This is a genomic window from Pseudomonas sp. P105, from assembly GCF_032614175.1.
GTDB lineage: Bacteria > Pseudomonadota > Gammaproteobacteria > Pseudomonadales > Pseudomonadaceae > Aquipseudomonas > Aquipseudomonas rhizophila.
Genome location: NZ_CP126693.1, coordinates 6,078,675 through 6,103,121, shown reverse-complemented (window position 1 = coordinate 6,103,121; position 24,447 = coordinate 6,078,675). Strand labels below are relative to the sequence as shown.

Below are 24,447 nucleotides of genomic sequence, written 5' to 3'. Positions count from 1 at the left end.
TTCTGGCTGAGTACATATCCATTGCTGCGGTAACGGCGGCTCGGGACTGTCAGAAATTTTGTGTTCGGGCATAACATGCTGAAGAGGTGCATGTATGCCAACCAAAAAGAAGACGGCCTTGGAGGCCAAAACCGAGCTTCCTTCGATCCCGAAGGAGCTGATTGATCAGTTCGTCAAAGGCCCAATGACTGCCGAGGCGATTCAGGATGCGTCGATGGCCTTCAAGAAGGCGCTTATCGAGCGAGCCCTGGGCGCAGAGCTGGGCCACCATCTTGGCTATCCTCAGGGCGCGGAGCGCCCTGAGGAGTCTAATAACCAGCGCAACGGTAAAAGTGGCAAGACCGTTTTGACAGACGACGGTCCGCTTCGTCTGGAGATTCCCCGAGATCGCGATGGCAGCTTTGCGCCGATTCTGATTCCCAAGCATGAGCGGCGCTTTACCGGTTTCGATGACAAGATCATCGCCATGTACGCTCGGGGCATGACGGTTCGCGAGATTCGCGCATTTCTCTTGGAACAGTACGGTACGGATGTCTCGCACGACTTCATCAGCTCAGTCACCGACGCGGTGATGGAAGAGATCGGCGCTTGGCAGCAACGACCGCTTGAGCCGATGTACCCGGTCATCTTCTTCGACGCGCTGCGGGTCAAAATCAGGGAAGAAGGTCTGGTCCGCAATAAGGCAATCTACTTGGCCTTGGGCGTACTACCGGACGGAACCCGCGATATCTTGGGCATCTGGATCGAGACAACGGAAGGCGCCAAGTTCTGGATGAAGGTCTTCAATGACCTCAAGACACGCGGCGTCGAAGACGTGTTGATTGCCGTGACCGATGGCCTCAAAGGCATGCCAGAAGCCCTGAGCGCGGTGTTTCCTGAGACGACGTTGCAAACCTGCATCGTGCATCTGATCCGCAACAGCCTCGACTATGCAGCCTGGGACAAACGTCGGGAGCTGGCCAAGGCTCTCAAGCCGATCTATCAAGCGATCAACGCCGAGGCCGCCGAAGTGGCTCTGGACTCATTCGAAACCGGGCCGTGGGGCAAGCAGTACCCGACCGTCGTGGCTGCCTGGCGACGCGCCTGGGATCGAGTTATCCCGTTTTTTGTCTTCCCACCCGCCATCCGGAAAGTGATTTACACGACCAACGCAATCGAGAGCATCAACGCTCAACTGCGAAAGATCATCAAAACGAGGGGACACTTTCCAACCGATGATGCTGCCACGAAGCTGATCTGGCTGGGCTTGCGCAATATCACAGCAAACTGGGGCAGTGCGGCCCATGATTGGAAAAGTGCGATGAATCAGTTCGCGATCCTGTACGGGGATCGGTTCATCAGGCCGACGTGGTAAATGAAGGTCTGCCTAACGGCAGGCCGTTACCGGCCCGCACACAAAAAATCTGACACTCCCGGCGGCTTATGGTCCCGCCCTTACGGCGGGTCACTTTCGAAAATCCGGAAGCCGGCCCAGGCGAAAGTAACCAAAGCGCTTTTGCCCCACCACTCGGCACCTCGCTTAGGCTCGGTGTGCCCTCACTCCGGCATTGCTCCGTGGGCCCGCCGCGAAGGGCCATCCATGGCCCAGCGCGGCTATCCCGGCATCCATGCCGGGATGCCCACTACGCAATACCTGCGTTCGGCCAGCGTGGTTAACGGGGCCCCCAGATCAAAATCAAAAGCGAGGCGGCCTGACAGCCGGCCTGGCTTTGGCGGGTGTACACCCATCAGACTTGTTTGAGCAGAACCTGTGGGAGCAAAGCTTGCTCGCGAGGCGGCCATATAGCCGGCCTGGCTCTTGCGGGTGTACTCCAATCCAATTGTGGGAGCGAGCTAGCTCGCGAAGGCGGCCTTATAGCCGACCTGGTTCTCCCGGCCGTACTCCGATCCAATTGTGGGAGCGAGCTAGCTCGCGATGGCGTCGGCACAGTTTGCATCAAAGCAAAGCGCTACCCCTTGGTCCCAGGCGCCGCCATCTCCTTCGTTTCCAGATGATCCAACGCCCGTTCAACCAGCAACTGAACCCCATCGGCCATGCGGCTGATCGCCAGGGCTACGCAGCGGCGTGAGTCGTCCACGTCGTCGGCCAGGTCGGCGGCGATGGTGCTGATGGAGAGCAGGTCTTCGGAGGCGTTGGCCAGCAGGGTTTCGGTGTCGATGTGGGGGGAGACGATGAAGAGTTGGTTTTTGTCAGGTTCGGACGGTGGGGAGGGCTGGGGTTTGAGGTAGTAATCGAGGGCGCGGGTGGCGGCATCTTCGAGCTTTTTTTCTGCGAGGGCTTCGACGCGGGATTTATGGCCGCTTTGCGGCGGATTTGGTGAAGGCTTGACCATATTTATGTACCAGAGTTGGGTTGGCATCCTTTCGCTTGCATTCGAAGAGGTGGCAACTGTGCGTAGGTGTGCAAGACCGGTCCGGTACCGCCGGCAGACCCGAAGGTCTCCCACGCACAATCGCCATAACGGGCGCGAGCATAAAAAAATGCTCGGTCAATAGCTATAACCGATTGGGTACCAGCCGGACTTGCACGTCCGTATCACCGTTTTTTGCGATGACGGACAAAGGTTAGCGGCGCTCGGAAGCACTGCCTAGTTCATGAACAGCCCGGCGTTTTGAAGGAAATCTCCTAGGAACCTGAAAGGAAACGAAAACGTGAAAAGGTGACTTGGCGGTCATCATGCAAGAAAACTCATCCATCTTCCGTCAAAGCGATCCGATGATGGCGTTCCGCTGTGGAATCGCTAAACTGCCCCCGCCATTCATCTTTCTCACGAGGCCGTGCCCATGAAATTTCGCTTTCTGCTGTGGATGCTGGGGTTGTTGATGGGCAGGGCGAGTCGGACCAATCCGGCGTTCCAGCAGCAGTTGGGCGATAAGGAGTTGGTGTTTCAACTGCAAACCCTGGACGGCAAGGTCGCCCGGCATTTCACGGTGAAAGACCAGCGCATCACCAGCCAGTCCGGCACTTACCCGACACCTGCGTTCGCCATCGCCTTCAAGGACGCGGCTTATGGCTTTGCCACGATGCAGGCGAAGAACAAGCAGTTGGCGTTCATGACCGGGATTCAGGACAAGTCGATCCAGATCAAGGGCAACCCGGCGCTGGTGATCTGGTTTCAGGGGTTGATGCGGTATTTGAAGCCGAAAAAGGCTAAAGCCTAGTGATTTACCCTGTGGCGAGGGAGCTTGCTCCCGCTGGGCTGCGAAGCGGCCCCAAAATGGGTTGATGCGGCCTTCCTGGCGGATCGCGTCAGTTGGTTTTGCGACTGCTGCGCAGTCGAGCGGGAGCAAGCTCCCTCGCCACAAGAGCTTCACTCACCTGCAGTTACCGGGAGATCCTATTCAACCGTGGCTGAACTGCGAAGCCAGTTCGCGCAACAACACCTCAGCCTCCAGCACTTTGCTGACCACTTCATTGGCTTTGTCGCGACTCAGGCCGACGCGTTCGAGCAGTGCGTCGGGAATCTCCTCGTCGGGACCCGAGCCAATGCCACGGGCGCGCAGCAGGCGTACGGCCAGGCACACCAGGTTCGGGTAGGCGGCGTATTCGCCGTCGTAGTGCGGGTCGTGCTGGAAGCGCAGGGCGGTGGCCAGTTCGTCGGGCATGTCCCAGTAGCGCATCAGCCATGAACCGATCTGCTCGCGACTGATGCCCAAGAGGTGCTGCTCCACATAGCTGTGGCACAGGTGCGGGTTGACCTCCAGGTGCCGGCAGATCAACGAGAAGTGCGGCGGGAAGACGTGGGCCAGCAACAGGTAGCCGAAGTTGTGCAGCAGGCCGGACAGGTAGGTCAGGCCGCCTTCCGGGCGCTGGGCGCGCGGCATGGCGCGGGTCAGGCCCTCGATGACGGCGGCGGTGTAGATCGACTGATGCCAGTACGGCGTGGTGTGTTGCGGGTGGTCCTTGGGCAGGCTCAGGGTCTTGCCCAAGGCCAGGCCCAGCGCCAGGTTGATCACCAGGTCGAAGCCCAGTACCCGGACGATGGCGTCTTCCACCGAACGGATCTTGCCGGGCGAGGCGTAGTACGGCGAGGCAGCCCAGCTCACCACTTGCGCGGCCAGGGCCGGATCGGTTTCCACGACGCCGGTGATGTCATCGATGGTGGCGTCCGGGTCGACCCGCAGCTTGATGATCTTCTGCGCCGTTTCAGCCAGTGGTGGAATTTCGATGGTTTCTTCCAGCCGTTGCTGGATACGTCGGGCGGTGAACGCCTGCACAGCCTGGGTGATTTCCGCGCGGTCGTCGTGCGGGCGATCAAGGTTGGGGGTGATGTTGCTCACGGCTTCGCCGAACGTCGCGGCACTGGCCTTGGTGAGCATGCTCTTGAAGGCTTCGCTGGTCACTTCCAGCAGCAGCCCCGGTTCGCCTGAGTTGATCAGCAGCTTCGGCTCGCGCAGCAGGCTTTCTTCATACAGGCAAGGGGAGCTGGTCAGGGCCGGCAGGCCGGGCAGCAGGCTCAGGCTATGTTTGCCGAGCATGCGCTCCAGACGGTCAGTAGGCACCGCCGTGAGTTTGCGACCGGTGAGTTCGGCCAGGCGGTTGAGGTCCAGCAGCTGGCTTTGCGGAAACAGCACCATGAGGGCGCCAACGGCATCGTGCAACAGAACGGCCTGCACTTTACGGGCGGGGTTCAGGCCGGGTCGTTCGATTACTTCGTCAAAGCCGATGCCCAGTTTCTCGAGCAACAGCCGAATAACAGACGGAGCGTGCGGGGTTTCGGGGACGAGGGCAGCTTCTGTCATGGTCTGTATCCGTTTTCCTACAAGTTCAGCAGTATAACCAGCTTGCCGGGCAGGCGCGCCCAGAAACTGAGAGCGTGCTCACACTTGGCCGTATTGCTGCCCGTGACGCAACCAGCGATCCAGCAGCGGGCTGACATGCTCCGGCCAGCGCTCCAGCAGCGCCTGGGCGGCGTCGCGTACGGCGGGGAGCAGATCGGCGTCGCGCATCAGGTCGGCTACCTTGAATTGAAGCAGGCCGGTCTGGCGTGTGCCGAGCATTTCACCGGGTCCGCGCAATTCCAGGTCTTTTTCGGCGATGACAAAACCATCGTTGGTTTCGCGCATGATGCCCAGGCGCTGGCGACCAATCTGCGACAGCGGCGGGTGGTACAGCAAGACGCAATGGCTGGCGGCACTGCCCCGGCCGACGCGGCCGCGTAGCTGGTGCAACTGTGCCAGACCCAGGCGCTCGGGGTTCTCGATGATCATCAAGCTGGCATTGGGCACATCGACCCCGACTTCGATCACCGTGGTGGCGACCAGCAATTGCAGCGCCCCGGCCTTGAATTCGGCCATGACGGCGGCTTTCTCGGCGGGTTTCATGCGCCCGTGGATCAGCCCGACCTTGAGTTCGCCGAGGGCGGCGGTGAGGTCTTCATAGGTGGTTTCGGCCGCCTGGCAGGTCAGCTCTTCCGATTCTTCAATCAGCGTGCACACCCAATAGGCCTGTCGCCCTTCAGCGCAGGCACCGCGCACGCGCTCGATCACTTCGACGCGCCGCGTGTCGGTGACCAGCACGGTATTGACTGGTGTGCGTCCGGGAGGCAGTTCGTCGAGGATCGAGGTGTCGAGGTCGGCATAGGCGCTCATGGCCAGGGTCCGCGGAATCGGCGTGGCGGTCATGATCAATTGGTGAGGGCACATCCGCCCGCCCACGCCTTTCTGCCGCAGCGCCAGGCGCTGCTGCACGCCGAAGCGGTGCTGTTCGTCGATGATCACCAGAGCCAGGTTCTTGAACTGCACTTCGTCCTGGAACAACGCATGGGTGCCGACCACCATCGGTGCGCCTTCGGCGATCTGCGCCAGGGCGGCTGCGCGATTCTTGCCCTTGAGCTTGCCGGCCAGCCAGGCGACTTCGATCCCCAGGGGTTCGAGCCAGCGCTGGAAGGTGATGAAATGTTGTTCGGCGAGAATCTCGGTGGGCGCCATCAACGCCACTTGATAGCCGGCTTCCAGGGCCTGGAGCGCGGCGAGGGCGGCGACCACGGTCTTGCCGGCACCCACATCGCCCTGGATCAGCCGCAGCATCGGCTCGGGCTGGCTCAGGTCGTAGGCGATTTCGTTGCCGACCCGCTGCTGGGCCCCTGTGGGTTTAAAGCCGAGGTTAGCCAGGTAACGGGCCGGCAGATCCCTGGCCTTGGGCATGGCCGGGGCGCGCAGGGAACGCAGGCTTTCGCGCAGGCGTTGCTGGGACAGTTGATGGGTCAGCAGCTCTTCAAAGGCCAGCCGGTGCTGGGCCCAGTGATGCCCCAGGGCCAGTTCGTCGACATCGGCATCGGCCGGCGGATGGTGCAGGTAGCGAATCGCATCGGCCAGCGGCGCCAGTTGATAATCCCGGGCCAGTTCGTTGGGCAGCCAGTCGGGCAGGCTGCTGGGGCCGAGCAGGGTCAGGGTTTGCTGGCAGAGCTGGCGCAGGCGCTGTTGAGTCAGGCCTTCGGTGAGCGGGTAGACCGGGGTCAGGGTTTCATCCACCGGCGGCGGCTCGTCGCCGGTGATGGCGCGGTATTCCGGGTGATAGATCTCCAGCCCGGACGCACCGGGCCGCGCTTCACCGTAGCAGCGCACGCGGGTGCCACGCTTGAGGCCCTCCTTTTGCGCATTGCTGAAGTGATAGAAGCGCAGGCTCAGCCCGCCGGTGCCGTCCTGCAGGCGCACCACCAGGCTACGGCGCCGACCCATGACCACGTCGGCGCCGCTGACGGTGCCTTCGATCACGGCGTCCTGGCCCGGACGTAAATGCCCGATGGGCACGACGCGGGTGCGGTCCTGGTAACGCAGCGGCAGGTGGAACAGCACGTCCTGAAGGTTTTCCAGGCCAACCTTGGCCAGCTTCTCGGCCATGGCTTCACCGACACCCTTGAGTGCCGTGACCGGCACTTTCGACAGCTCAGTCATGGCCGGGGCTTACTTGGCAGTGGGCGGCTTGGCCACGGAACACAGGCGGATCGAGTCAGCGAGGATCTCGATGGCCTTGGGTCGCGGAAAGCTGGCGCGCCAGGCGATGGCAACGGTGCGGAACGGCACGGGCGGCGTCAGTGGGCGAACCTCGATCACGCCAGGGGCGTAATGATGGCTGTCCACCGCCGAGAGCGGCAAAATCGAAATGCCCAGGCCCGAGGCGACCATGTGGCGAATGGTTTCCAAGGAGCTGGATTCCACCGTGGTGTGCTTGGCGCCTTCGCTGCCTTTGGTCAGGGTCGGGCAGGCTTCCAGCACCTGGTCGCGGAAGCAGTGGCCTTCGCCGAGCAGCAGCAGGCTCTTGTCGTTGAGCAGGCCGGCGTCGATGGATTTTTTCTGGGTCCACGGATGCTGGGCCGGCATCAACACGTAGAACGGCTCGTCGTAGAGCGGCAGGGTGAGGACATCGGCTTCGTTGAACGGCAGGGCGATGATGATCGCGTCCAGTTCGCCGTTGCGCAGTTTGTCGCGCAGCACATGGGTGAAGTTTTCTTCGATGTACAACGGCATCTGCGGGGCGACCCGGTGCAGTTGCGGAATCAGGTGCGGGAACAGGTACGGGCCGACGGTGTAGATGGCGCCGACTTTCAGTGGGGCGGTCAGCTGGTTTTTGCCGGCCTGGGCCAGTTCACGGATGCCCTGAGCCTGTTCCAGGACTTTCTGTGCCTGGGCAACGATGCCTTCGCCCACTGGGGTCAGGCGCACGGCGCTTTTGCTGCGCTCGAAAATCAGCACGCCGAGCTCGTCTTCAAGCTTTTTCACGCCCACCGAAAGCGTCGGCTGGCTGACATGGCAACGCTCGGCGGCGTGGCCGAAATGTTGCTCCTGGGCGAGGGTGACGATGTAGCGTAATTCTGTGAGGGTCATGGCGAGCGTCCGTGAAGTTGCGAGCCAAGCATACCGGCTGCAATCGATAGACGCACGTTATCAGACTGGGGGCGCGGTGTGACACTGCCTAATGTGGGTATGGTGAGGGGATTTAACGACGCATATGGATTATTTGTGGGAGCAAGGCTTGCCCGCGATGAAGCTAACGCGGTCCTCTCTGGAACCGAGGCGCCTGTATCGCGAGCAAGCTTTGCTCCCACAGGCCCCCTTGCTCTACAGATACATTCCCTTCACCAGAAACAATAAGCCCCTGTAACAGGGGCTTGCCAATGGGTTAACGCCGACGCTTGTCGATGGAGTACACGAACGGCGCGACGATTTCGATGGAGCCGTTAACCAGCATGTCGGCCGGTGGCTTGGGCAGCGGTTGGGCGCGGCGAATCATTTCCAGGGTCGCCCGGTCCAGGGCGGCGTTGCCGGACTTGCTCACCAGCTCGAAGGACAACACATTGCCTTCGGCGTCCACCACGAACCGTAAACGGTTCAAGCCTTCCTTGCCGCGCGACTGGGCGCTGGCGGGGTATTTCTTGTACTTGCCCAAGTGCGCAAGCAAGGTGCCTTGCCAACTGGCCTTGGCCGCCATTTGCGCGGGGGATGGGCCAGGCGCCGGTTGCGCGGATTTCTCGGTCGGTGCCTTGGTCGGTTGAGTATCGCTGGGCTTTTGCTCCGACGGTTCTTCCTTGGGCGGTTCCGGCTTTTTCTCCACGGGCTTGGGTTTGGGCTTGGGCGGTTTAGGCTTGGGCTTGACCGGCTTGGGCACCGAAATCTCCGGTTTCTCGGCTTCGGCGATTTTAGGCAACGGCAGTTCTTCGACCGGCTCCGGAGGCTGCGGTGGCGTGACGACTTTAGGCGGTGCGGGCGGTGGTGGGGCCGGAACCGGCGCCAGCTCGACCATCATTGCCTGGGGCGGCAATTCAATGGGCGGGTTTGACGTCCAGTTCAGCGCCAGGGCAATGGCGAGCGCATGCACGCCCAGCACCACGGCCAGGCTACCGCTGTAACGCGTCAGCTTTTGGCGCGTCGTGATCATTTCTTGGGCGCCGTCTCAAGTCCGACCAGGCCGACCTTCAGGTATCCGGCGGCGCGCAGGGCGTCCATCACGCTCATCAGGTCGCCGTAATCCACGCCTTTATCCGCCTGGAAGAAGATCGTCGTGTCCTTTTTGCCCTGGGTCTTGGCGTCGAGGGTCGCGCCGAGGCTATCGGCCTTGACCTCGTCTTCGCCCAAGAACAGGCGTTGGTCAGCCTTGACGCTGAGGAATACCGGTTTTTCCGGCCGCGGCGAAGGCTTGGCCGTCGAAGCCGGAAGGTCGACCTTGATGTCCACGGTGGCGAGCGGAGCGGCCACCATGAAGATGATCAACAGCACCAGCATCACATCGATGAACGGCGTGACGTTGATTTCGTGGTTCTCGGCCAGATCGTCGTCTGCGCCTTCTTTCAAATGCAGGCCCATGGCCGATTACCCCACTTTCACCATGTGCGGTTGCGAGCCACGCTCGGGTGGCAGGTGGTCGAGGTCGCGGCTGACCAGCAACAGGACTTCGGCCGAAGCGTCGGAGACCTGGGCCTTGTAACCGGCAATGGAGCGGGCGAACACGTTGTAGATGACCACCGCCGGGATCGCCGCGACCAGACCCAGAGCCGTCGCGAGCAGGGCTTCGGCGATGCCGGGCGCCACGACAGCGAGGTTGGTGGTCTGGGTCTTGGCGATGCCGATGAAGCTGTTCATGATGCCCCACACGGTGCCGAACAGGCCGACGAACGGCGCGGTGGAACCGATGGTGGCGAGTACGCCGGTGCCGCTGCTCATGTTGCGACCGCAGGCTGCGACCAGGCGCTCGAGGCGGAAACTCACGCGCTCCTTGATGCCTTCCTTCTCACGACTGTTGGCCGACAGGCGCATCTCTTCGAGGGCGTCGTGAACCAGCAGATTGGCCAGGGTGCCCTCTTTGGCCGCAGAGGCGCTGGCCTCTTTGAGGGTGGTGGCTTTTTTCAGGTTGGCGATTTCACCGCGCAAGCGGCGCTTGGCGCCCATCAGCTCGAAGCCCTTGGCGATCCAGATGGTCCAGGTGATGATCGAGGCGATGGCCAGGCCGATCATGACGATTTTCACGATAATGTCGGCGTTCTGGTACATGCCCCATGGCGACAGATCGTGGGACATGCCCAAGGTATTGTCGGCTTCGAGCATTTGAGGTGCGTCTGCGGCGTCGGCTTCGACAGCCTGGGCCGGCTCGCTGGCCTGAGGAGCCGCTACAGGCTCGGCGGCATCGACCGGCGCCTGGCTGGCGGCGGGTGCGGTGGCCGGGGTCGTGGCTGGCGCTTGGGCATCGGCGAACGCGGCGGTGGGTGCCAGCAGCAGGCTGAGCAGCAGGGCTGCCATGGCACTCCAGGCGCGAGGTCGGTTGGTTGGCGAAGCGGAGGGGAGATAGCGTGTCATGCTGGCCGGACCTGAGAGAAAAAGAAGGTTGATGTTCTTCCAGGCCTCGTGGGCCGAGAACAAAACTGGCTCGCATTATTGCAAGTAATTCTTGTTAACAAAAGTAATACAGTATCTTTTTTTCCTGCATTGCTAGCCGCTCGTCCCCTCTGGCAGCTAGTCTGCGGCTTTACGAGAGGAGATTTTGATGTCCGCGCCTTCTGTTTTGATCGCCGGCTGCGGTGATATCGGTGGCCGCCTGGCGAGCCAGTTGCGGGCCGAGCAGTGGCAGGTCTACGGCTTGCGCCGTACGGTTTCGCAGCTGCCGGCCGGGGTTGTCGGGGTGGCGGGGGACTTGTTCAACGAGCAATGTCCCGTTGATTGGCCCACCGGTCCACTGGATTACGTGGTGTACAGCGTCGCTGCTACCGAGCATGACGAGGCGGGTTACCGCGCGGCTTATGTCCAAGGCTTACAGCATGTGTTGAGCTGGCTGAAGCAGCACGGGCAACAGCCAAAACGACTGCTTTTTGTGTCCAGCAGCAGCGTCTACGGGCAGCAGGGTGGCGAGTGGGTCGATGAAACCTCGCCCACCGTGGCCGGTGGCTATTCCGGCCGGCTGATGCTCGAAGCTGAACAGGTGGCGCTCGACAGCGGCATCCCGGCCAGCCGCGTGCGTCTGACCGGGATCTATGGTCCGGGCCGCGAATGGTTGCTGAGCCAGGTGCGCCAGGGCTATAGCGTGGTGGAAGACCCGCCCCTGTACGCCAACCGCATCCATGCCGACGACGCGGCGGGCCTGCTGGCCTTCCTGCTGGAAGCCGACCACCAGGGCAAGCCCCTGGAAGACTGCTACATCGGCGTCGACGACACTCCCGCCGCGCTGGCCGAGGTGGTGGGTTGGCTGCGTGATTACATGGGCGTCACCCAATGGGCCGAAAACGCCAGCGTCCGCCGCGCCGGCAGCAAGCGCTGCAGCAATGCACGGGCGAAGGCCCTGGGCTGGACACCGCGGTATCCGAGTTTTCGTGAGGGGTATGCGGCGATTCTGGAGGGGCGCTGCTGATCTTTTAAGCACCCCAAAAACAAACGGTGGGAGCAAAGCTTGCTCGCGATAGCGGTTTTACAGCCAACAGAGGTGTTGTCTGTGACGACGTCATCGCGAGCAAGCTTTGCTCCCACAGCCTCGATCCCACAGGGAGTCCGACTTACTGCTTCTCCAACACCCACTGCCGGTCACCCGGCGTGAACGAAGGCATTTCATCCGCCAGTGCAGCATTCACGGTCTGGAAAATTTCCAGCTTCTTGCCGTCGCGGGAGAAGATCCAGGTGTTGCCCTGGCCGTTCTGTTGCAGCCAGATGTTGTCGTTGCCGCCACTCATGGACGCGCAGTCGCCGGCCAGGCACAGGGCGTAGCGGTCGGCGCCTGGTAGTCCGCTGACCTGGCCGTCGGGTTGGAACTGCACGCTGGCGCCCTGGCCAGGGCCGTTGACGATGTTCCAGGTGCCGCCCAGATAAGCGGTATACAGCGCCCGTTCGAAACTGGCGCCCAGCGGCGCACCCTCGGGCACCTGGACCTGGGCGCGCTCGAACACTTGCTGCGGCTCGTTCTCGGTGGCGGATTGGTTCAACTGGTCGCCGTCGCGTTGCAGTTCGCTGGCGGAGCTGCCGTAGAAATCGACTTTCCACGCACCGTCTTCTTCGCCCAGCAGCTTGCCTTCGACATTCTCGAAACCGTTGGTGTAACGCGCCTGGCCGGCTCGGGTGTTGACGTCCCATTCCAGGTTCGGGCCATAGGCCTGCAGCGCCTCGCGCAGCGGTCCGCCCTTGGCGGCGGCGTCGATTGCCGCCTGGTTGATCCAGGTGCCGCTGATATCACGGTCGGCAGGGTCGCTGGCGCAGCCGCCCAACAGCAGGGCAGCCAGCGAAAGAGCAAGCGCTTTGCGCATGGTGGAATCCTTAAACGAAAACGGCGCAGCGGGGGGAGGCTGCGCCGGGCGTGTTACTCGATGACCAGGATGGCGTCCATCTCAACCTGCGAACCCTTCGGCAGGGCTGCTACGCCGATGGCGGCGCGGGCAGGGTAAGGCTGGTCGAAGTACTTGCCCATGATCTCGTTGACCTTGGCGAAGTGGCTCAGGTCGGTGAGGAAGATGTTGAGCTTGACGATGTCCTTGAACGAACCGCCGGCAGCCTCGGCCACGGCCTTGAGGTTCTCGAACACCTGCACGGTCTGGGCTTCGAAGCCTTCTACCAGTTCCATGGTTTTCGGGTCCAGCGGGATCTGGCCCGACATGTACACGGTGTTGCCCGCCTTGATTGCCTGGGAATATGTACCGATGGCGGCCGGGGCTTTGTCGCTGGTGATAACGGTCTTGGTCATTTATGACTCCTTGTAATGGATGGGGAGCTATGCGCGCATACGAGTGATGCGGATGACGCCAGTCAGGGCGCGCAGCTTCTTGATCACGCGGGCCAGGTGCACGCGGTCGTGCACGCTGACCACCAGTTGGACGACGCTGATGCGGCCATCGCGCTCGTCCATGCTGATTTTTTCGATATTGCCGTCGGCGGCGTTGACGCTGCTGGCCAGCAAGGCGATCAGGCCACGCTGGTGCTCCAGTTCGACCCGCAGCTCGACATTGAATTCGCCGGTGACATCCTTGGCCCAGGAGAGCTGGATGCATTTTTCCGGGTTGTGGCGGATTTCGCTGATGTTGCGGCAGTTATCCAGGTGCACCACCATCCCTTTGCCTGCGGACAGATGGCCGACAATCGGATCGCCAGGAATCGGCGTGCAGCACTTGGCATAGCTGAGCACCAGGCCTTCGGTACCACGAATGGCCAGGGGACCTTCGGGGCTAGGCAGCTGTTCGCCTTCACCGAGCAGGCGGCGGGCGACGACGTAGGCCATGCGATTGCCCAGGCCGATGTCTTCCAGCAGGTCTTCGATCAGTTCCAGGCGGTACTCGCTGAGCATGATCTGCACGCGTTCGGCCGGGATCTTGTCCAGGGAGCTGTCGAAGCCGTTGAGGACTTTATTGAGCAAGCGTTCGCCCAGGCTGATGGATTCAGAGCGGCGTTGTAGCTTCAAGGCGTGGCGGATGTGCGTGCGGGCCTTGCCGGTGACCACGAAATTGAGCCATGCCGGATTTGGCCGCGCGCCGGCGGCGCTGACGATTTCCACTGTGGAGCCGCTTTGCAGCGGTTCGGACAACGGCGCCAGGCGGCGGTTGATCCGGCACGCGATGCAGCTGTTGCCGACGTCGGTGTGTACTGCATAGGCAAAGTCCACCGCCGTGGAGCCTTTGGGCAGCTCCATGATCCGACCTTTGGGCGTGAAAACGTAGACCTCGTCCGGAAACAGGTCGATCTTCACGCTTTCGATGAATTCCAGGGAGTTGCCGGCCCGCTGCTGCATTTCCAGCACGCCTTTGACCCACTGGCGGGCCCGGGCGTGGGTGCTCTTGGGTTGTTCGTCGCCGCTGGACTTGTACAGCCAGTGCGCGGCGATGCCGTTGTTGGCCATCTCTTCCATTTCACGGGTGCGGATCTGGATTTCGATCGGTACGCCGTGCATGCCGAACAGCGTGGTGTGCAGCGACTGGTAGCCGTTGGCCTTGGGAATCGCGATGTAGTCCTTGAAGCGCCCAGGCAATGGTTTGTACAAATTATGTACAGCGCCCAATACGCGGTAGCAGGTATCGACCTTGTCGACGATGATCCGGAACGCGTAGACGTCCATGATCTCGTTGAAGGCCCGACGCTTGCCGCGCATCTTCTTGTAGATGCCGTAGAGGTGTTTCTGTCGGCCGCTGACCTCGCCTTCGATGCCGTCGATGGTCAGGCAGTGGCTCAAGGATTCTTCGATCTTGTTGACGATTTCCTTGCGGTTGCCCCGGGCGCGCTTGACGGCCTGGTTGATCCGCGCCGAACGCATCGGGTGCATGGCCTTGAAACCGAGGTCTTCGAACTCGATGCGGATCGCGTGCATGCCCAGGCGATTGGCGATGGGCGCATAGATTTCCAGGGTTTCCTTGGCGATTCGCCGGCGTTTTTCACCGGACAACACTTCCAGGGTTCGCATGTTGTGCAGGCGGTCGGCGAGCTTGACCAGGATCACGCGAATATCGCGCGCCATGGCCATGGCCATTTTCTGGAAGTTTTCGGCCTGGGCCTCGGCCTTGGTCTCGAAGTTCATCTGGGTCAGTTTGCTGACCCCGTCGACCAGTTCGGCCACGGTTTCGCCGAACTGCGCTTGCAGCGCTTCCTTGGCGATGCCGGTGTCTTCGATCACGTCATGCAGCATCGCCGCCATCAGGCTCTGATGGTCCATGTGCATGTCGGCAAGAATGTTCGCCACCGCAAGCGGGTGCGTGACGTACGCCTCGCCGCTGCGGCGGCGCTGGCCGTCGTGGGCTTGTTCGGCGTAGAAATAGGCTCGGCGGACCAAGTTGACCTGGTCCGTGCCGAGGTAGGCCGATAAGCGATCGGCGAGGGCGTCTATGCTCGGCATGATAATGACTCCTGCCGTTTGCTGTGACCCCGCGCCGTGCTACGTCGACCAGGCATAGGCTTAGACCGCCTCGTTGGACTCGTCCTCGAACGCTGCGAACAGCGGTTCGTCTTCAACGATTTCAGCGTTGGCGATGAACTCGTAGCTCATCAGGCCTTCGGCGATTTCACGCAGCGCTACCACGGTAGGCTTGTCGTTTTCCCACTGGACCAACGGCTCTTTGCCACCGGTGGCCAGTTGACGGGCACGCTTGGTAGAGAGCATGACCAGCTCAAAGCGGTTTTCCACGTGTTCTAGGCAGTCTTCAACGGTTACGCGGGCCATGGTATTCCTCGGAGCGAATGCAATATGCGCGCTGCCCGGTTGGGCGAGCGGACTCAACAGTTTAAAAAAACGCCAGCGTTTAGGGAAGCGCTGATTTTTTGACCAGCCCCTCGACCCGCTACAAGCTCCAATGTAAAGCCGTCGCAGCGGTTTTGGGAAGGGCTGTTCAGCCCAGCAGTTCGGCCAATAATTTACCGAAACGTTGCTGCTGGCGTTTCTGCTGCAGCTGGCTGGCGCGGAAAATCGCCTTCAGATCGTCCAGCGCGTGGGCGAAATCGTCGTTGATGATCAGGTAATCGTAGTCGACGTAGTGGCTCATTTCGCTGACCGCTTCGCGCATCCGGCCTTCGATGATGTCGTCGCTGTCCTGGCCGCGATTGGTCAGGCGCTGGCGCAAGGCCTGCTGGCTCGGTGGCAGGATAAAGATCGAACGGGCCTGGGGCATCAGCTTGCGGACCTGCTCGGCACCCTGCCAGTCGATTTCCAGGATCAGGTCGTGGCCTTCGTCCAGGGTTTGCTGCAGATAGCTTTGCGAGGTGCCATAGAGGTTGCCGAAGACTTCGGCGCGCTCGAGGAAGTCCCCGTGCTCGGCCATTTTCACGAACTGTTCGCGGTCGACGAAGTGATAGTTCACCCCGTCCACTTCGCCCGGGCGCATGGCGCGGGTGGTGTGCGAGACCGAGACGCGGATCTGCGGCTCGGCGTCGATCAGCGCCTTGACCAGGCTGGTCTTGCCGGCGCCAGAGGGCGCGGAAATGATGTAGAGAGTGCCGGTGCTGTGGGTCATGTCGGGTTAGCCTTACTCAATGTTCTGCACTTGTTCGCGCATTTGCTCGATCAACACCTTGAGGTTGACCGCAGCCTGGGTGCTGCGCGGGTCGAAGGCTTTGGAGCCCAGTGTGTTGGCTTCGCGGTTGAGTTCCTGCATCAGGAAGTCCAGGCGGCGACCGGCCGCACCACCGGATTTGAGTACCCGGCGAACTTCAATGATGTGGGTGCTCAGGCGATCCAGTTCTTCGGCCACGTCGCTTTTTTGCGCGAGCATGACCATTTCCTGTTCCAGGCGCTGCGGGTCCAGCTCGGCCTTCATGTCGACGAAGCGGTCGAGCACTTTCTGACGTTGGGTGGCGAGCATTTGCGGGACCAGTTCGCGCAGGGTGACGACGTCTTCCTCTATGGAAGTCAGGCGCTCGTCGATCAACCGGGCCAGTTCCGCGCCTTCGCGCTCGCGGCCGGCCTTGAGTTCTTTCAGGCCTTGATTGAACAACGCCAGCGCTTGGGCATTCAGGGCCTGCGGGTCGATCGCATCACCTACCAGCACGCCGGGCCAGGCCAGGACTTCCAACGGGTTCAGAGGCGCGGGGTGCTTGATCAGGCTGGCGACGGTTTCGGCGGCAGCCACCAGTTGCGCGGCGCGCTCGCGGTCCACCTGCAAGGCCTTGCCGGTGCTTTCTTCGGTGAAGCGCAGGGTGCATTCCAGCTTGCCCCGGGACAGGCCCTGGCGCAGGGCTTCACGCACGCTGCCTTCAAGGTCGCGAAAGGATTCGGGCAGGCGCAGGTGCGGCTCCAGGTAGCGGCTGTTGACCGAGCGCAGTTCCCAGCTCAGCGTGCCTTGGATGCCTGCTTTCTCGACGCGGGCGAAGGCGGTCATGCTGTGCACCATGGAGATTCCTCGCAATGCAGGCGGACGCAACGGGTAGTCGTAGCGCCTGGTATCTGTGGATAAAAGCCGAAGGGCAGCAAAGGCGCAGGATTGTAGCGCAGTGAGGTGCATGCCCCAAACCGTGCATGTGACAAAGCGCTGCGGCTCGTCGGTCTGGGGGCAAAGGGGCCTGGCTTGTGGCAGCGGTTTTTTGGAACTGCGCGATGTTTAAACTGCCCTATGGCGGTCCACGGCTCTATAATGCTCGGCAGTTTTCCGTCCTCTGTACAGGTGTTCCCTATGAAACGTCCAAGTGGTCGCGCTGCCGATCAGCTTCGCTCGATCCGCATTACCCGCAACTACACCAAACACGCCGAGGGATCTGTACTGGTCGAATTCGGTGATACCAAAGTCATCTGCACCGTCAGCGTCGAAAACGGTGTGCCACGGTTCCTCAAGGGCCAGGGTCAAGGCTGGCTGACCGCCGAATACGGCATGCTGCCGCGCTCCACCGGTGAGCGCAACCAGCGCGAGGCCAGCCGCGGCAAGCAGGGCGGACGTACCCTGGAAATCCAGCGTCTGATCGGCCGTTCGCTGCGCGCCGCGCTGGACATGTCCAAGCTCGGTGACGTGACGTTGTATGTCGATTGCGACGTGATCCAGGCTGACGGCGGTACTCGCACCGCGTCCATCACCGGCGCCATGGTCGCACTGGCCGATGCCTTGAAAGTGATCAAGAAGCGTGGCGGCCTCAAGGGCGGCGATCCGCTCAAGCAGATGATCGCCGCGGTCTCCGTGGGCATGTATCAGGGCGAGCCGGTGCTGGACCTGGACTACCTGGAAGACTCCGCCGCCGAGACCGACCTGAACGTGGTCATGACCAGCGCTGGCGGCTTCATCGAAATCCAGGGCACCGCCGAAGGCGCGCCGTTCCAGCCGGAAGAATTGAGCGCTATGCTGGAATTGGCAAAGAAAGGCATGAACGAGATTTTCGAACTGCAAAAAGCCGCACTGGCTGACTGATCGTTTCGCGCTTCAGACAAGGAGAACGTCATGAGTGATGAGCAAACCCTACTGCCCCAGCCCAGCAAGGAGGCGCGCCAATGGGCGATGTTCTGTCACTTGTCCGCCTTGTTGGGCATCTGGATTCCGTTCGGTACGTTGATCGGCCCGCTGGTGCTCTGGCAGCTCAAGCGCGAGACTGACCCGTTCATCGATGCACAAGGCAAGGAAGCGCTGAACTTCCAGATCACTGTGGCAATTGCCTCAGCGATCAGTCTGCTCCTGATGATCGTGGTGATCGGCTTCTTCCTGTTCGGGTTGGTGGCTATCGGTGCGCTGGTGCTGACCATCATCGGTGGGGTGAAGGCCAATGAAGGGCAGCCGTATCGGTATCCGTTTACCTGGCGGCTGGTCAAATAACGATCAACGAGTAAGCACTTGTGGGAGCGAGCCTGCTCGCGATAGCGGTTCATCATTCAACACAAATGTTGGCGGACCCACCGCCATCGCGAGCAGGCTCGCTCCCACAGTAGAAAGGGTTGTCCACAAAAAAACCGACATGGCTGTCGGTTTTTTTGTGGCTGCGAAACGACACTCAGATCGTCAGCGTCCAGTCGTAATCCACGATCAGTGGCGCATGCTGCGAGAACCGTGGCTGGCGCGGCAGGCGGGCGCTGCGCACGAAGCGGCGCAGACCAGGCGTCAGCAACTGGTAGTCGAAACGCCAGCCGAGGTTGAGCATCTCGGCCTGTTCGTTGTCTGGCCACCAGCTGTATTGGTCGCCTTCACGGCTGACTTCCCGCAGGGCGTCAACATAGCCCATGTTGCCGACAATCTCGTCCATCCAGGCCCGTTCCGGCGCCAGGAAACCCGGGGATTGCTGGCTGTCGCGCCAGTTCTTGATATCCAGCTTCTGTTGCGCCACGTACAGCGAGCCACAATAGATGTACTCGCGACGTTTGCGCCGCTGTTTATCCAGATAACGGGCGAAGTCGTCCATCAACTTGAATTTCTGATTCAAATCTTCATCGCCGTTCTGCCCCGAAGGGAGCAGTAAGGTCGCGATGCTGACCTTGTCGAAATCGGCCTGCAGGTAGCGCCCGTAGCGGTCCGCCGTCTCGAAACCGAGACCGTTGATGACAGCCTTCGGTTGCAGCCGCGAGTACAAAGCCACGCCACCCTGGGCGGGGACTTCGGCATCGCAGGCATAAAGGAAGTAACCATCCAGTTGGAAGGCTGCATCGTCCAGTTCAAAGGCGGAGGCGCGGGTGTCCTGCAGGCAGATGACGTCGGCATTCTGTGCTTGCAGCCAACTGAGCAACCCTCGCTCCACTGCAGCCTGAATACCATTGACGTTCACACTGATGATCCGCATAAATGGCCCCAAAAATCACGTGCGTGTATGATACACGGCGTGTACCTATTTAGCTAAATCCGTGGTATTTGGGGCTTTTTTCATGCAGGCGTATCAGCGCGATTTCATTCGTTTTGCCATCGATCGCGGCGTTTTGCGCTTCGGTGAGTTCACCCTCAAGTCCGGCCGCACGAGCCCGTACTTCTTCAATGCCGGCCTGTTCAACACCGGTGCCGCCCTGGCGCAACTGGGCCGTTTCTATGCGGCGGCCATTGTCGAAAGCGGCATTCCGTTCGACGTGCTGTTCGGCCCGGCCTACAAAGGCATTCCTCTGGCTGCCACTACTGCCGTCGCCCTGGCCGAACACCACGACCGCGACCTGCCCTGGTGTTTCAACCGCAAGGAAGCCAAGGCTCATGGTGAAGGGGGCAGCCTGGTGGGCGCGCCGCTGACCGGTGAAGTGCTGATCATCGACGACGTGATCACCGCCGGCACCGCCATTCGTGAAGTGATGCAGATCATCGGTTCCCAGGAAGGCGCCAAGGCCGCCGGTGTGCTGATCGCCCTGAATCGCCAAGAGCGCGGCAACGGTGAGTTGTCGGCGATCCAGGAAGTGGAGCGTGACTTCAACATTCCGGTGGTCAGTATCGTGTCGCTGACCCAGGTGCTGGAGTTTTTGGCCGACGACCCGCAGCTCAAGCAGCATTTGCCGGCGGTTGAGGCTTATCGGGCGCAGTTCGGCGTCTAAGAACCTGCGCAATCCCCTTGTGGGAGCGAGACAAAAAAGACCCCGCTCAACCAGGTTGAGCGGGGTCTTTTTATTTACGGTGGATCTTCACTCCCTTAAGTGAAGGGCACGCAGTAAGGCATCCACTTGCCCGAAAGCATCCTGCTGCCATTGATCCGGAGTCCGATCCTCAAGGATCTGGCTGTCTTCGACGAAACGCCTTACGGACGTCGGGCCATAACCGTTGGCAATATCAAATTTTTGGCAGATGTAAAGGAAGCCTTGCTCGCCACTTCCGGTTTCAAGTACGGGTCGACACTCTTGCGCGAGCGCTGCTATGCCGCCCGGATAATTGCGAACGCAATAATAAATATCGTAGGCGTCTTTCTGCTTGTGTCGGCCATTGAGGGCATAGCCTTTCATCGCGAGCAATGCCGGGATGGAGCACACGGCAACCTCGACTCGATTTGTACCCCCGGTAGGCATAGGTCCTTCAATTGCGACCATCTGATAAAACCGCATTGCCAGGTCGGCACCATCGGCACGTTGAACTGCAAAGTCGCTCAGAATGGGCGGTTTATTTTGAATGATCGCGGCGTCGCGTGGCATCAAGAAGTCTACGATCACATCGATTGGGGCCCCCCCATCATCCACGGGAACCTGGCGAACGAGTTGGAAGCGTCGTAGTGCTCCTCGTTGCTCGTACCCATTGCCCATCAAGGCTTCGACCAGAGTCGCGTACTCGCCATCGCCAAGTGCTTCTGCATCAAGACTCAAGTCGACATCGAGCGTACCGACATGCTGCATATCGTCATTTGCAAGGAGCAGCCATGGCACTGCGCCGCCGATCACTGCGAACTTTCCTTTGAAGCTACCCAGAATCTGGCCCATTTCGACGAGCACCGCTTTTACAGCAGTCGTCGTCCTGTCTTCATAATCCGAGGCCGATTGAGGCTCCTGCGGCACTAACGGGCCCATGTCAGTTTTTCCTGGCGTAGATATTCGGCTGCCTCCTTTGCGCGCTCTCCGGCAATGGCTAGATCCAAATAGGTTTGAACAGGGTTGGTGCATATTGCATCGGGCGCCGCCTCGACGATATCCAAAAGAAGCCCTTCGTCCTTGGGTAGGGTGATCACCACATTTTCACCTTTGGTGACGGGTACCAGATGCAGAGCTGAGATTAATTTTTCCAGTCCTTCACTGTCCGCATAAAAGTAATTCGTGCTCGCTCGGGCATAGGGGGCGAGCCATTGTGCGGCGGAAAATGAAGAAAAAACCGTGCGCCCATTGCCCTGTTCGCCCATCAAGCTCCGCGCCGCATTTTCCAGGGCGCTGCCGCGTAGGGTGGTGTAGAACTTTTTACGCTCCCCGGATGGAGTCTCATAGACTTGGACCCATGCATCCAGAAGTGATTGAGGATCGGACAGGAAAAATCCATCGCGTGTTGCTCGTCCCCATTCTCGATCAAGTAGGGCCGTGCGCACATTGCTGACTTGGCCCAAGCTCACGTTGGCCGCCTCGGAGAGCTCTACAACCCGCCATGCATGATCGGGGTCGCGCAACATCGTACGGAGAATCTGCGCTGATTTTGGCTTGAAGAGGGACTTCAGCCCCCTGTGCTCCGAGGGAGGTTTTTCTGCGACTTGATGGTCGATGAATACGCCGTCGAACGAAAGCCAGGCGTTGCCCTCAAGATCCAGATAGCCGACACCTTTTTCCCGGCATGCCTGTCTGGCAGCAAGCGAAAGATAGGGGGCTATCACGATAGGCGTGGCCTCTATGTCCCACTCTCTCACGTAGTCACGAAGCTGGAGTATGGCTGCAGTTACAAATCTGGGCTGCCCACTGGCTTTAATCTCGCAGGCCAGGGAGTATGATTTTCCCGAGGCGTCGATTTCAACAATGAAGTCGGGAGCCCAGGTTTTGGTTGGCGGCGTGGCCTTGAAGCTTTTTATCTCGATGATCGGTACTTTGCTCAGGAGGTCTTGAAGAGCCTCTTTTGAGCTTGTTTCGAGTGATTTCATTGACGGGCACCTTTTCAACGAATGCTGAAAATAGCTTTTATGGTGAAAATCGTCTACAGATTTCACTGAGATCGAGGTTTTCAGCGTTCGTTGAAAAAGCTTTTTTGCTGAAACTCAAAGGGAATAACCCAGCTCTTTTCTTATCCGCAAAAAAGACGCGACCTTGCCAGCGCAAAATGGACTTCGTGTTTCGAATTCCACTATGCAGCTGTCAAGGTCGCGATCTTTCGCGTTTCAGGTATCAGGGCCGCTTGCGATTACTGATCAACGTACCCACGCCGGTATCGGTGAAGATCTCCAGCAGGATCGCATTTGGTACGCGACCGTCGATGATCAAGGAACTGCCAACGCCGCCCTGGACCGCTTCCAGTGCGCAGCGGATCTTTGGCAGCATGCCGCCGTAGATGGTGCTGTCGGCGATCAGTTCATCGACCTGTTGAGTCGACAATCCGGTCAGGACCTTGCCGGTCTTGTCCATCAGGCCGGCGATGTTGGTCAGCAGCATCAGCTTTTCGGCTTTCAGTGCTTCGGCAACCTTGCCCGCCACCAGGTCGGCGTTGATGTTGTACGACTCACCGTTGGCGCCGACGCCGATGGGCGCGATTACCGGGATGAAGTCGCCCTTGACCAGCAGGTTCAGCAAGTCGGTGTTGATGCCGACCACTTCGCCCACATGGCCGATGTCGATGATTTCCGGCTGGGTCATCTCCGGCGTCTGGCGGGTGACGGTGAGTTTCTTCGCCCGGATCAGCTCGGCGTCTTTACCTGTCAGGCCGATGGCGCTGCCGCCATGCCGGTTGATCAGGTTGACGATGTCCTTGTTGACCTGGCCGCCTAGGACCATCTCCACCACATCCATGGTCTGCGCGTCGGTGACGCGCATGCCGTCGATGAAGTGGCTCTCGATCGACAGGCGCTTGAGCAGGTCGCCGATCTGCGGGCCACCACCGTGAACGACCACCGGGTTGATGCCCACAGCCTTCATCAGCACGATGTCGCGAGCGAAGCCGGTTTTCAGCTCCTCGCTTTCCATCGCGTTGCCGCCGTATTTGATCACCAGGGTCTTGCCGACATAGCGTCGGATATAAGGCAACGCTTCGGACAGGACCTTGGCGGTATTGGCGGCGGCTTCGCGTTCGAGGGTCATTCAGGGCTCCGGTGGTGCTTCAAAAATCAGAACGGTAGTTGAAGATCAGGTGCAACACGTTTGAGTTGGGTGTGGAACACATCCTTGATGCGCTGCAGTTCGGCTTCGTTGTCGGCTTCGAAACGCAGCACCAGCACCGGCGTGGTGTTGGATGCGCGAACCAGGCCCCAGCCTTGGGGATAGTCGACCCGCACACCATCGATGGTGGTCAGTTCGGCCCCTTCGCCCCATTGAGCGTCGTGCAGTGCATCAATGATGCTGAATTTGCTCTCTTCGGTCACATGGATATTGATTTCCGGCGTAGAAATATCGTTCGGGAAGGTCGCGAAGAGCTCTTCGGCCGTGGATTTCTCTTTGCTGAGGATCTCCAGCAGGCGTGCGGCGCTGTAGATGCCGTCGTCGAAACCGAACCAGCGCTCCTTGAAGAAGATGTGGCCGCTCATTTCGCCGGCCAGCAGGGCGCCACTCTCTTTCATTTTCTTCTTGATCAACGAGTGGCCGGTTTTCCACATCAGTGGGCGACCGCCGTATTCCTTGATCAGCGGCACCAGGCGGCGGGTGCATTTAACGTCGAAAATGATTTCGGCGTTCGGATTGCGCGCCACCACGTCACGGGCGAACAGCATCAGCAAGCGGTCCGGGAACACGACGCTGCCGGTGTTGGTGACCACGCCCACGCGGTCGCCGTCGCCGTCGAAGGCCAGGCCCAGGTCGGCGTTGGTTTCCTCGACCTTGGCGATCAGGTCTTGCAGGTTTTCCAGCTTGCCCGGGTCCGGGTGATGGTTGGGGAAGTTGCCGTCCACTTCGCAGAACAGCGGAATGACTTCGCAGTTCAGGGCTTCAATCAGTTGTGGGGCGATCACGCCGGCCGCGCCGTTGCCGCAATCGACCACCACTTTCAGGCGGCGGGCGAGCTTCACATCCTTGACGATTTCATCGTTGTAGCGCCCCAGGATGTCCACCTTGGTGACGCTGCCCTGGCCGCTGCTCAGGTCATTGGTCTTGAGGCGGGTGTGCAAGGCCTGGATCTGCTCGTTGGCGAGGGTGTCGCCGGCGATGACGATCTTGAAGCCGTTGTAGTTCGACGGGTTGTGGCTGCCAGTGAGCATCACGCCGGATTTACCGGCCAGCACGTTGGCGGCGTAGTACAGCGCTGGCGTCGGCACCAGGCCCACGTCGCTGACATGGCAACCACTGTCGGCAACCCCTTTGATCAATTGTTCAACCAGCTCGGGGCCGGACAAGCGACCATCGCGACCGACGCACACGTTCGGTTCACCCTGGGCCAGGCTCTGGGAGCCGATGGCGCGGCCGATCCAATAGGCGGTTTCGGCGGTGAGGGTCTCCGGTACCACGCCACGGATGTCGTAGGCGCGGAAGATGCTATCAGGAAAAATTGGGGCGATTGCGGCTGGGGTGTTCATGGGCGGGGCGCTCTATCA

General features: G+C 60.6%; 23 protein-coding genes and 1 pseudogene. 6 read left to right on the top strand and 18 right to left on the bottom strand.

Annotation, left to right across the window (positions count from 1 at the left end; genetic code table 11):
* Window positions 1-94 precede the first annotated feature (94 nt).
* A complete protein-coding gene (locus QOM08_RS27500) occupies window positions 95-1,354 on the top strand; it encodes an IS256 family transposase (RefSeq protein WP_139051243.1) in 1,260 nt (419 codons plus the stop codon).
* Window positions 1,355-1,949: 595 nt separating this feature from the next.
* On the opposite strand, the gene QOM08_RS27495 is transcribed toward QOM08_RS27500, so the two are convergent.
* Window positions 1,950-2,333, bottom strand: a complete 384-nt coding sequence (locus QOM08_RS27495; protein WP_139048870.1) for a DUF6124 family protein — start codon at window positions 2,331-2,333, stop codon at window positions 1,950-1,952.
* A gap of 451 nt (window positions 2,334-2,784) precedes the next feature.
* Between QOM08_RS27495 and QOM08_RS27490 the strand changes: the two genes are divergently transcribed.
* A complete protein-coding gene (locus QOM08_RS27490) occupies window positions 2,785-3,162 on the top strand; it encodes a helicase (protein ID WP_139048871.1) in 378 nt (125 codons plus the stop codon).
* A gap of 180 nt (window positions 3,163-3,342) precedes the next feature.
* Here QOM08_RS27490 and QOM08_RS27485 read toward each other — a convergent pair whose 3' ends face one another.
* From QOM08_RS27485 to exbB, 6 genes are all read right to left on the bottom strand, one after another.
* On the bottom strand, window positions 3,343-4,743 hold the full coding sequence (locus QOM08_RS27485; protein ID WP_139048872.1) for an aminoacyl-tRNA deacylase and HDOD domain-containing protein: 1,401 nt from the start codon (window positions 4,741-4,743) through the stop codon (window positions 3,343-3,345).
* A gap of 78 nt (window positions 4,744-4,821) precedes the next feature.
* A complete protein-coding gene (gene recG / locus QOM08_RS27480) occupies window positions 4,822-6,897 on the bottom strand; it encodes an ATP-dependent DNA helicase RecG (RefSeq protein WP_316912346.1) in 2,076 nt (691 codons plus the stop codon).
* Between the two features lie 9 nt (window positions 6,898-6,906).
* Window positions 6,907-7,827, bottom strand: coding sequence for a hydrogen peroxide-inducible genes activator (locus QOM08_RS27475; protein WP_047226181.1), 921 nt, complete (start codon window positions 7,825-7,827; stop codon window positions 6,907-6,909).
* Between the two features lie 295 nt (window positions 7,828-8,122).
* Window positions 8,123-8,878: an energy transducer TonB gene (locus QOM08_RS27470; protein ID WP_076383095.1), complete on the bottom strand. Its 756-nt coding sequence runs from the start codon at window positions 8,876-8,878 to the stop codon at window positions 8,123-8,125.
* A complete protein-coding gene (gene exbD, locus QOM08_RS27465; RefSeq protein ID WP_047226179.1) occupies window positions 8,875-9,303 on the bottom strand; it encodes a TonB system transport protein ExbD in 429 nt (142 codons plus the stop codon). Before exbD ends, QOM08_RS27470 begins: the two co-directional genes overlap by 4 nt.
* Before the next feature lie 6 nt (window positions 9,304-9,309).
* Window positions 9,310-10,290, bottom strand: coding sequence for a tonB-system energizer ExbB (exbB, locus tag QOM08_RS27460; RefSeq protein ID WP_316912345.1), 981 nt, complete (start codon window positions 10,288-10,290; stop codon window positions 9,310-9,312).
* A gap of 187 nt (window positions 10,291-10,477) precedes the next feature.
* Here exbB and QOM08_RS27455 point away from each other — a divergent pair, with 187 nt between their 5' ends.
* The gene (locus QOM08_RS27455) at window positions 10,478-11,335 is read left to right on the top strand and encodes an SDR family oxidoreductase (RefSeq protein ID WP_188251474.1); all 858 of its coding nucleotides are present in this window, start codon (window positions 10,478-10,480) and stop codon (window positions 11,333-11,335) included.
* Between the two features lie 142 nt (window positions 11,336-11,477).
* Here QOM08_RS27455 and QOM08_RS27450 read toward each other — a convergent pair whose 3' ends face one another.
* From QOM08_RS27450 to QOM08_RS27425, 6 genes are all read right to left on the bottom strand, one after another.
* The gene (locus QOM08_RS27450; protein WP_076383093.1) at window positions 11,478-12,218 is read right to left on the bottom strand and encodes a hypothetical protein; all 741 of its coding nucleotides are present in this window, start codon (window positions 12,216-12,218) and stop codon (window positions 11,478-11,480) included.
* A gap of 53 nt (window positions 12,219-12,271) precedes the next feature.
* Entirely contained in the window at window positions 12,272-12,652 is a 381-nt protein-coding gene (locus QOM08_RS27445; RefSeq protein WP_003229509.1) for a RidA family protein, read from the bottom strand.
* A gap of 27 nt (window positions 12,653-12,679) precedes the next feature.
* Window positions 12,680-14,785 carry a bifunctional GTP diphosphokinase/guanosine-3',5'-bis pyrophosphate 3'-pyrophosphohydrolase gene (spoT, locus tag QOM08_RS27440; RefSeq protein ID WP_047226172.1) on the bottom strand — a complete coding sequence of 702 codons (2,106 nt, stop codon included), beginning with the start codon at window positions 14,783-14,785 and terminating at the stop codon, window positions 12,680-12,682.
* 60 nt (window positions 14,786-14,845) lie between these two features.
* Complete coding sequence (rpoZ, locus tag QOM08_RS27435) at window positions 14,846-15,109, bottom strand: DNA-directed RNA polymerase subunit omega (protein ID WP_003177259.1); 264 nt, start codon at window positions 15,107-15,109, stop codon at window positions 14,846-14,848.
* 166 nt (window positions 15,110-15,275) lie between these two features.
* Complete coding sequence (gene gmk, locus QOM08_RS27430; protein ID WP_047226171.1) at window positions 15,276-15,896, bottom strand: guanylate kinase; 621 nt, start codon at window positions 15,894-15,896, stop codon at window positions 15,276-15,278.
* Window positions 15,897-15,908: 12 nt separating this feature from the next.
* Complete coding sequence (locus QOM08_RS27425) at window positions 15,909-16,772, bottom strand: YicC/YloC family endoribonuclease (RefSeq protein WP_316912344.1); 864 nt, start codon at window positions 16,770-16,772, stop codon at window positions 15,909-15,911.
* Window positions 16,773-17,051: 279 nt separating this feature from the next.
* Between QOM08_RS27425 and rph the strand changes: the two genes are divergently transcribed.
* Window positions 17,052-17,774, top strand: a complete 723-nt coding sequence (gene rph / locus QOM08_RS27420) for a ribonuclease PH (RefSeq protein WP_047226169.1) — start codon at window positions 17,052-17,054, stop codon at window positions 17,772-17,774.
* Window positions 17,775-17,804: 30 nt separating this feature from the next.
* Complete coding sequence (locus QOM08_RS27415; protein ID WP_047226168.1) at window positions 17,805-18,173, top strand: DUF4870 domain-containing protein; 369 nt, start codon at window positions 17,805-17,807, stop codon at window positions 18,171-18,173.
* A gap of 175 nt (window positions 18,174-18,348) precedes the next feature.
* Here QOM08_RS27415 and QOM08_RS27410 read toward each other — a convergent pair whose 3' ends face one another.
* A complete protein-coding gene (locus QOM08_RS27410) occupies window positions 18,349-19,128 on the bottom strand; it encodes an exodeoxyribonuclease III (protein WP_003177265.1) in 780 nt (259 codons plus the stop codon).
* Window positions 19,129-19,210: 82 nt separating this feature from the next.
* On the opposite strand from QOM08_RS27410, the gene pyrE reads away from it, so the two are divergent.
* Complete coding sequence (gene pyrE, locus QOM08_RS27405) at window positions 19,211-19,855, top strand: orotate phosphoribosyltransferase (RefSeq protein ID WP_316912343.1); 645 nt, start codon at window positions 19,211-19,213, stop codon at window positions 19,853-19,855.
* Between the two features lie 87 nt (window positions 19,856-19,942).
* On the opposite strand, the gene QOM08_RS27400 is transcribed toward pyrE, so the two are convergent.
* The 4 genes and pseudogenes from QOM08_RS27400 to QOM08_RS27385 form a co-directional block, all read right to left on the bottom strand.
* The gene (locus tag QOM08_RS27400; protein WP_316912342.1) at window positions 19,943-20,812 is read right to left on the bottom strand and encodes a hypothetical protein; all 870 of its coding nucleotides are present in this window, start codon (window positions 20,810-20,812) and stop codon (window positions 19,943-19,945) included.
* Window positions 20,800-21,858, bottom strand: coding sequence for a type IV toxin-antitoxin system AbiEi family antitoxin (locus QOM08_RS27395; RefSeq protein ID WP_316912341.1), 1,059 nt, complete (start codon window positions 21,856-21,858; stop codon window positions 20,800-20,802). Before QOM08_RS27395 ends, QOM08_RS27400 begins: the two co-directional genes overlap by 13 nt.
* A gap of 241 nt (window positions 21,859-22,099) precedes the next feature.
* Window positions 22,100-23,005 carry an acetylglutamate kinase gene (argB, locus tag QOM08_RS27390; RefSeq protein WP_316912340.1) on the bottom strand — a complete coding sequence of 302 codons (906 nt, stop codon included), beginning with the start codon at window positions 23,003-23,005 and terminating at the stop codon, window positions 22,100-22,102.
* Between the two features lie 26 nt (window positions 23,006-23,031).
* Window positions 23,032-24,435 (bottom strand): annotated as a pseudogene (locus QOM08_RS27385) (phosphomannomutase/phosphoglucomutase); the annotation flags it as partial.
* Window positions 24,436-24,447 lie beyond the last annotated feature (12 nt).

Bases quoted from the DNA above. Each gene is read 5' to 3' on its own strand.
- QOM08_RS27500 (WP_139051243.1), top strand. From the start codon at position 95: ATGCCAACCAAAAAGAAGACGGCCTTGGAGGCCAAAACCGAGCTTCCT.
- QOM08_RS27495 (WP_139048870.1), bottom strand. From the start codon at position 2,333: ATGGTCAAGCCTTCACCAAATCCGCCGCAAAGCGGCCATAAATCCCGC.
- QOM08_RS27490 (WP_139048871.1), top strand. From the start codon at position 2,785: ATGAAATTTCGCTTTCTGCTGTGGATGCTGGGGTTGTTGATGGGCAGG.
- QOM08_RS27485 (WP_139048872.1), bottom strand. From the start codon at position 4,743: ATGACAGAAGCTGCCCTCGTCCCCGAAACCCCGCACGCTCCGTCTGTT.
- recG (WP_316912346.1), bottom strand. From the start codon at position 6,897: ATGACTGAGCTGTCGAAAGTGCCGGTCACGGCACTCAAGGGTGTCGGT.
- QOM08_RS27475 (WP_047226181.1), bottom strand. From the start codon at position 7,827: ATGACCCTCACAGAATTACGCTACATCGTCACCCTCGCCCAGGAGCAA.
- QOM08_RS27470 (WP_076383095.1), bottom strand. From the start codon at position 8,878: ATGATCACGACGCGCCAAAAGCTGACGCGTTACAGCGGTAGCCTGGCC.
- exbD (WP_047226179.1), bottom strand. From the start codon at position 9,303: ATGGGCCTGCATTTGAAAGAAGGCGCAGACGACGATCTGGCCGAGAAC.
- exbB (WP_316912345.1), bottom strand. From the start codon at position 10,290: ATGACACGCTATCTCCCCTCCGCTTCGCCAACCAACCGACCTCGCGCC.
- QOM08_RS27455 (WP_188251474.1), top strand. From the start codon at position 10,478: ATGTCCGCGCCTTCTGTTTTGATCGCCGGCTGCGGTGATATCGGTGGC.
- QOM08_RS27450 (WP_076383093.1), bottom strand. From the start codon at position 12,218: ATGCGCAAAGCGCTTGCTCTTTCGCTGGCTGCCCTGCTGTTGGGCGGC.
- QOM08_RS27445 (WP_003229509.1), bottom strand. From the start codon at position 12,652: ATGACCAAGACCGTTATCACCAGCGACAAAGCCCCGGCCGCCATCGGT.
- spoT (WP_047226172.1), bottom strand. From the start codon at position 14,785: ATGCCGAGCATAGACGCCCTCGCCGATCGCTTATCGGCCTACCTCGGC.
- rpoZ (WP_003177259.1), bottom strand. From the start codon at position 15,109: ATGGCCCGCGTAACCGTTGAAGACTGCCTAGAACACGTGGAAAACCGC.
- gmk (WP_047226171.1), bottom strand. From the start codon at position 15,896: ATGACCCACAGCACCGGCACTCTCTACATCATTTCCGCGCCCTCTGGC.
- QOM08_RS27425 (WP_316912344.1), bottom strand. From the start codon at position 16,772: ATGGTGCACAGCATGACCGCCTTCGCCCGCGTCGAGAAAGCAGGCATC.
- rph (WP_047226169.1), top strand. From the start codon at position 17,052: ATGAAACGTCCAAGTGGTCGCGCTGCCGATCAGCTTCGCTCGATCCGC.
- QOM08_RS27415 (WP_047226168.1), top strand. From the start codon at position 17,805: ATGAGTGATGAGCAAACCCTACTGCCCCAGCCCAGCAAGGAGGCGCGC.
- QOM08_RS27410 (WP_003177265.1), bottom strand. From the start codon at position 19,128: ATGCGGATCATCAGTGTGAACGTCAATGGTATTCAGGCTGCAGTGGAG.
- pyrE (WP_316912343.1), top strand. From the start codon at position 19,211: ATGCAGGCGTATCAGCGCGATTTCATTCGTTTTGCCATCGATCGCGGC.
- QOM08_RS27400 (WP_316912342.1), bottom strand. From the start codon at position 20,812: ATGGGCCCGTTAGTGCCGCAGGAGCCTCAATCGGCCTCGGATTATGAA.
- QOM08_RS27395 (WP_316912341.1), bottom strand. From the start codon at position 21,858: ATGAAATCACTCGAAACAAGCTCAAAAGAGGCTCTTCAAGACCTCCTG.
- argB (WP_316912340.1), bottom strand. From the start codon at position 23,005: ATGACCCTCGAACGCGAAGCCGCCGCCAATACCGCCAAGGTCCTGTCC.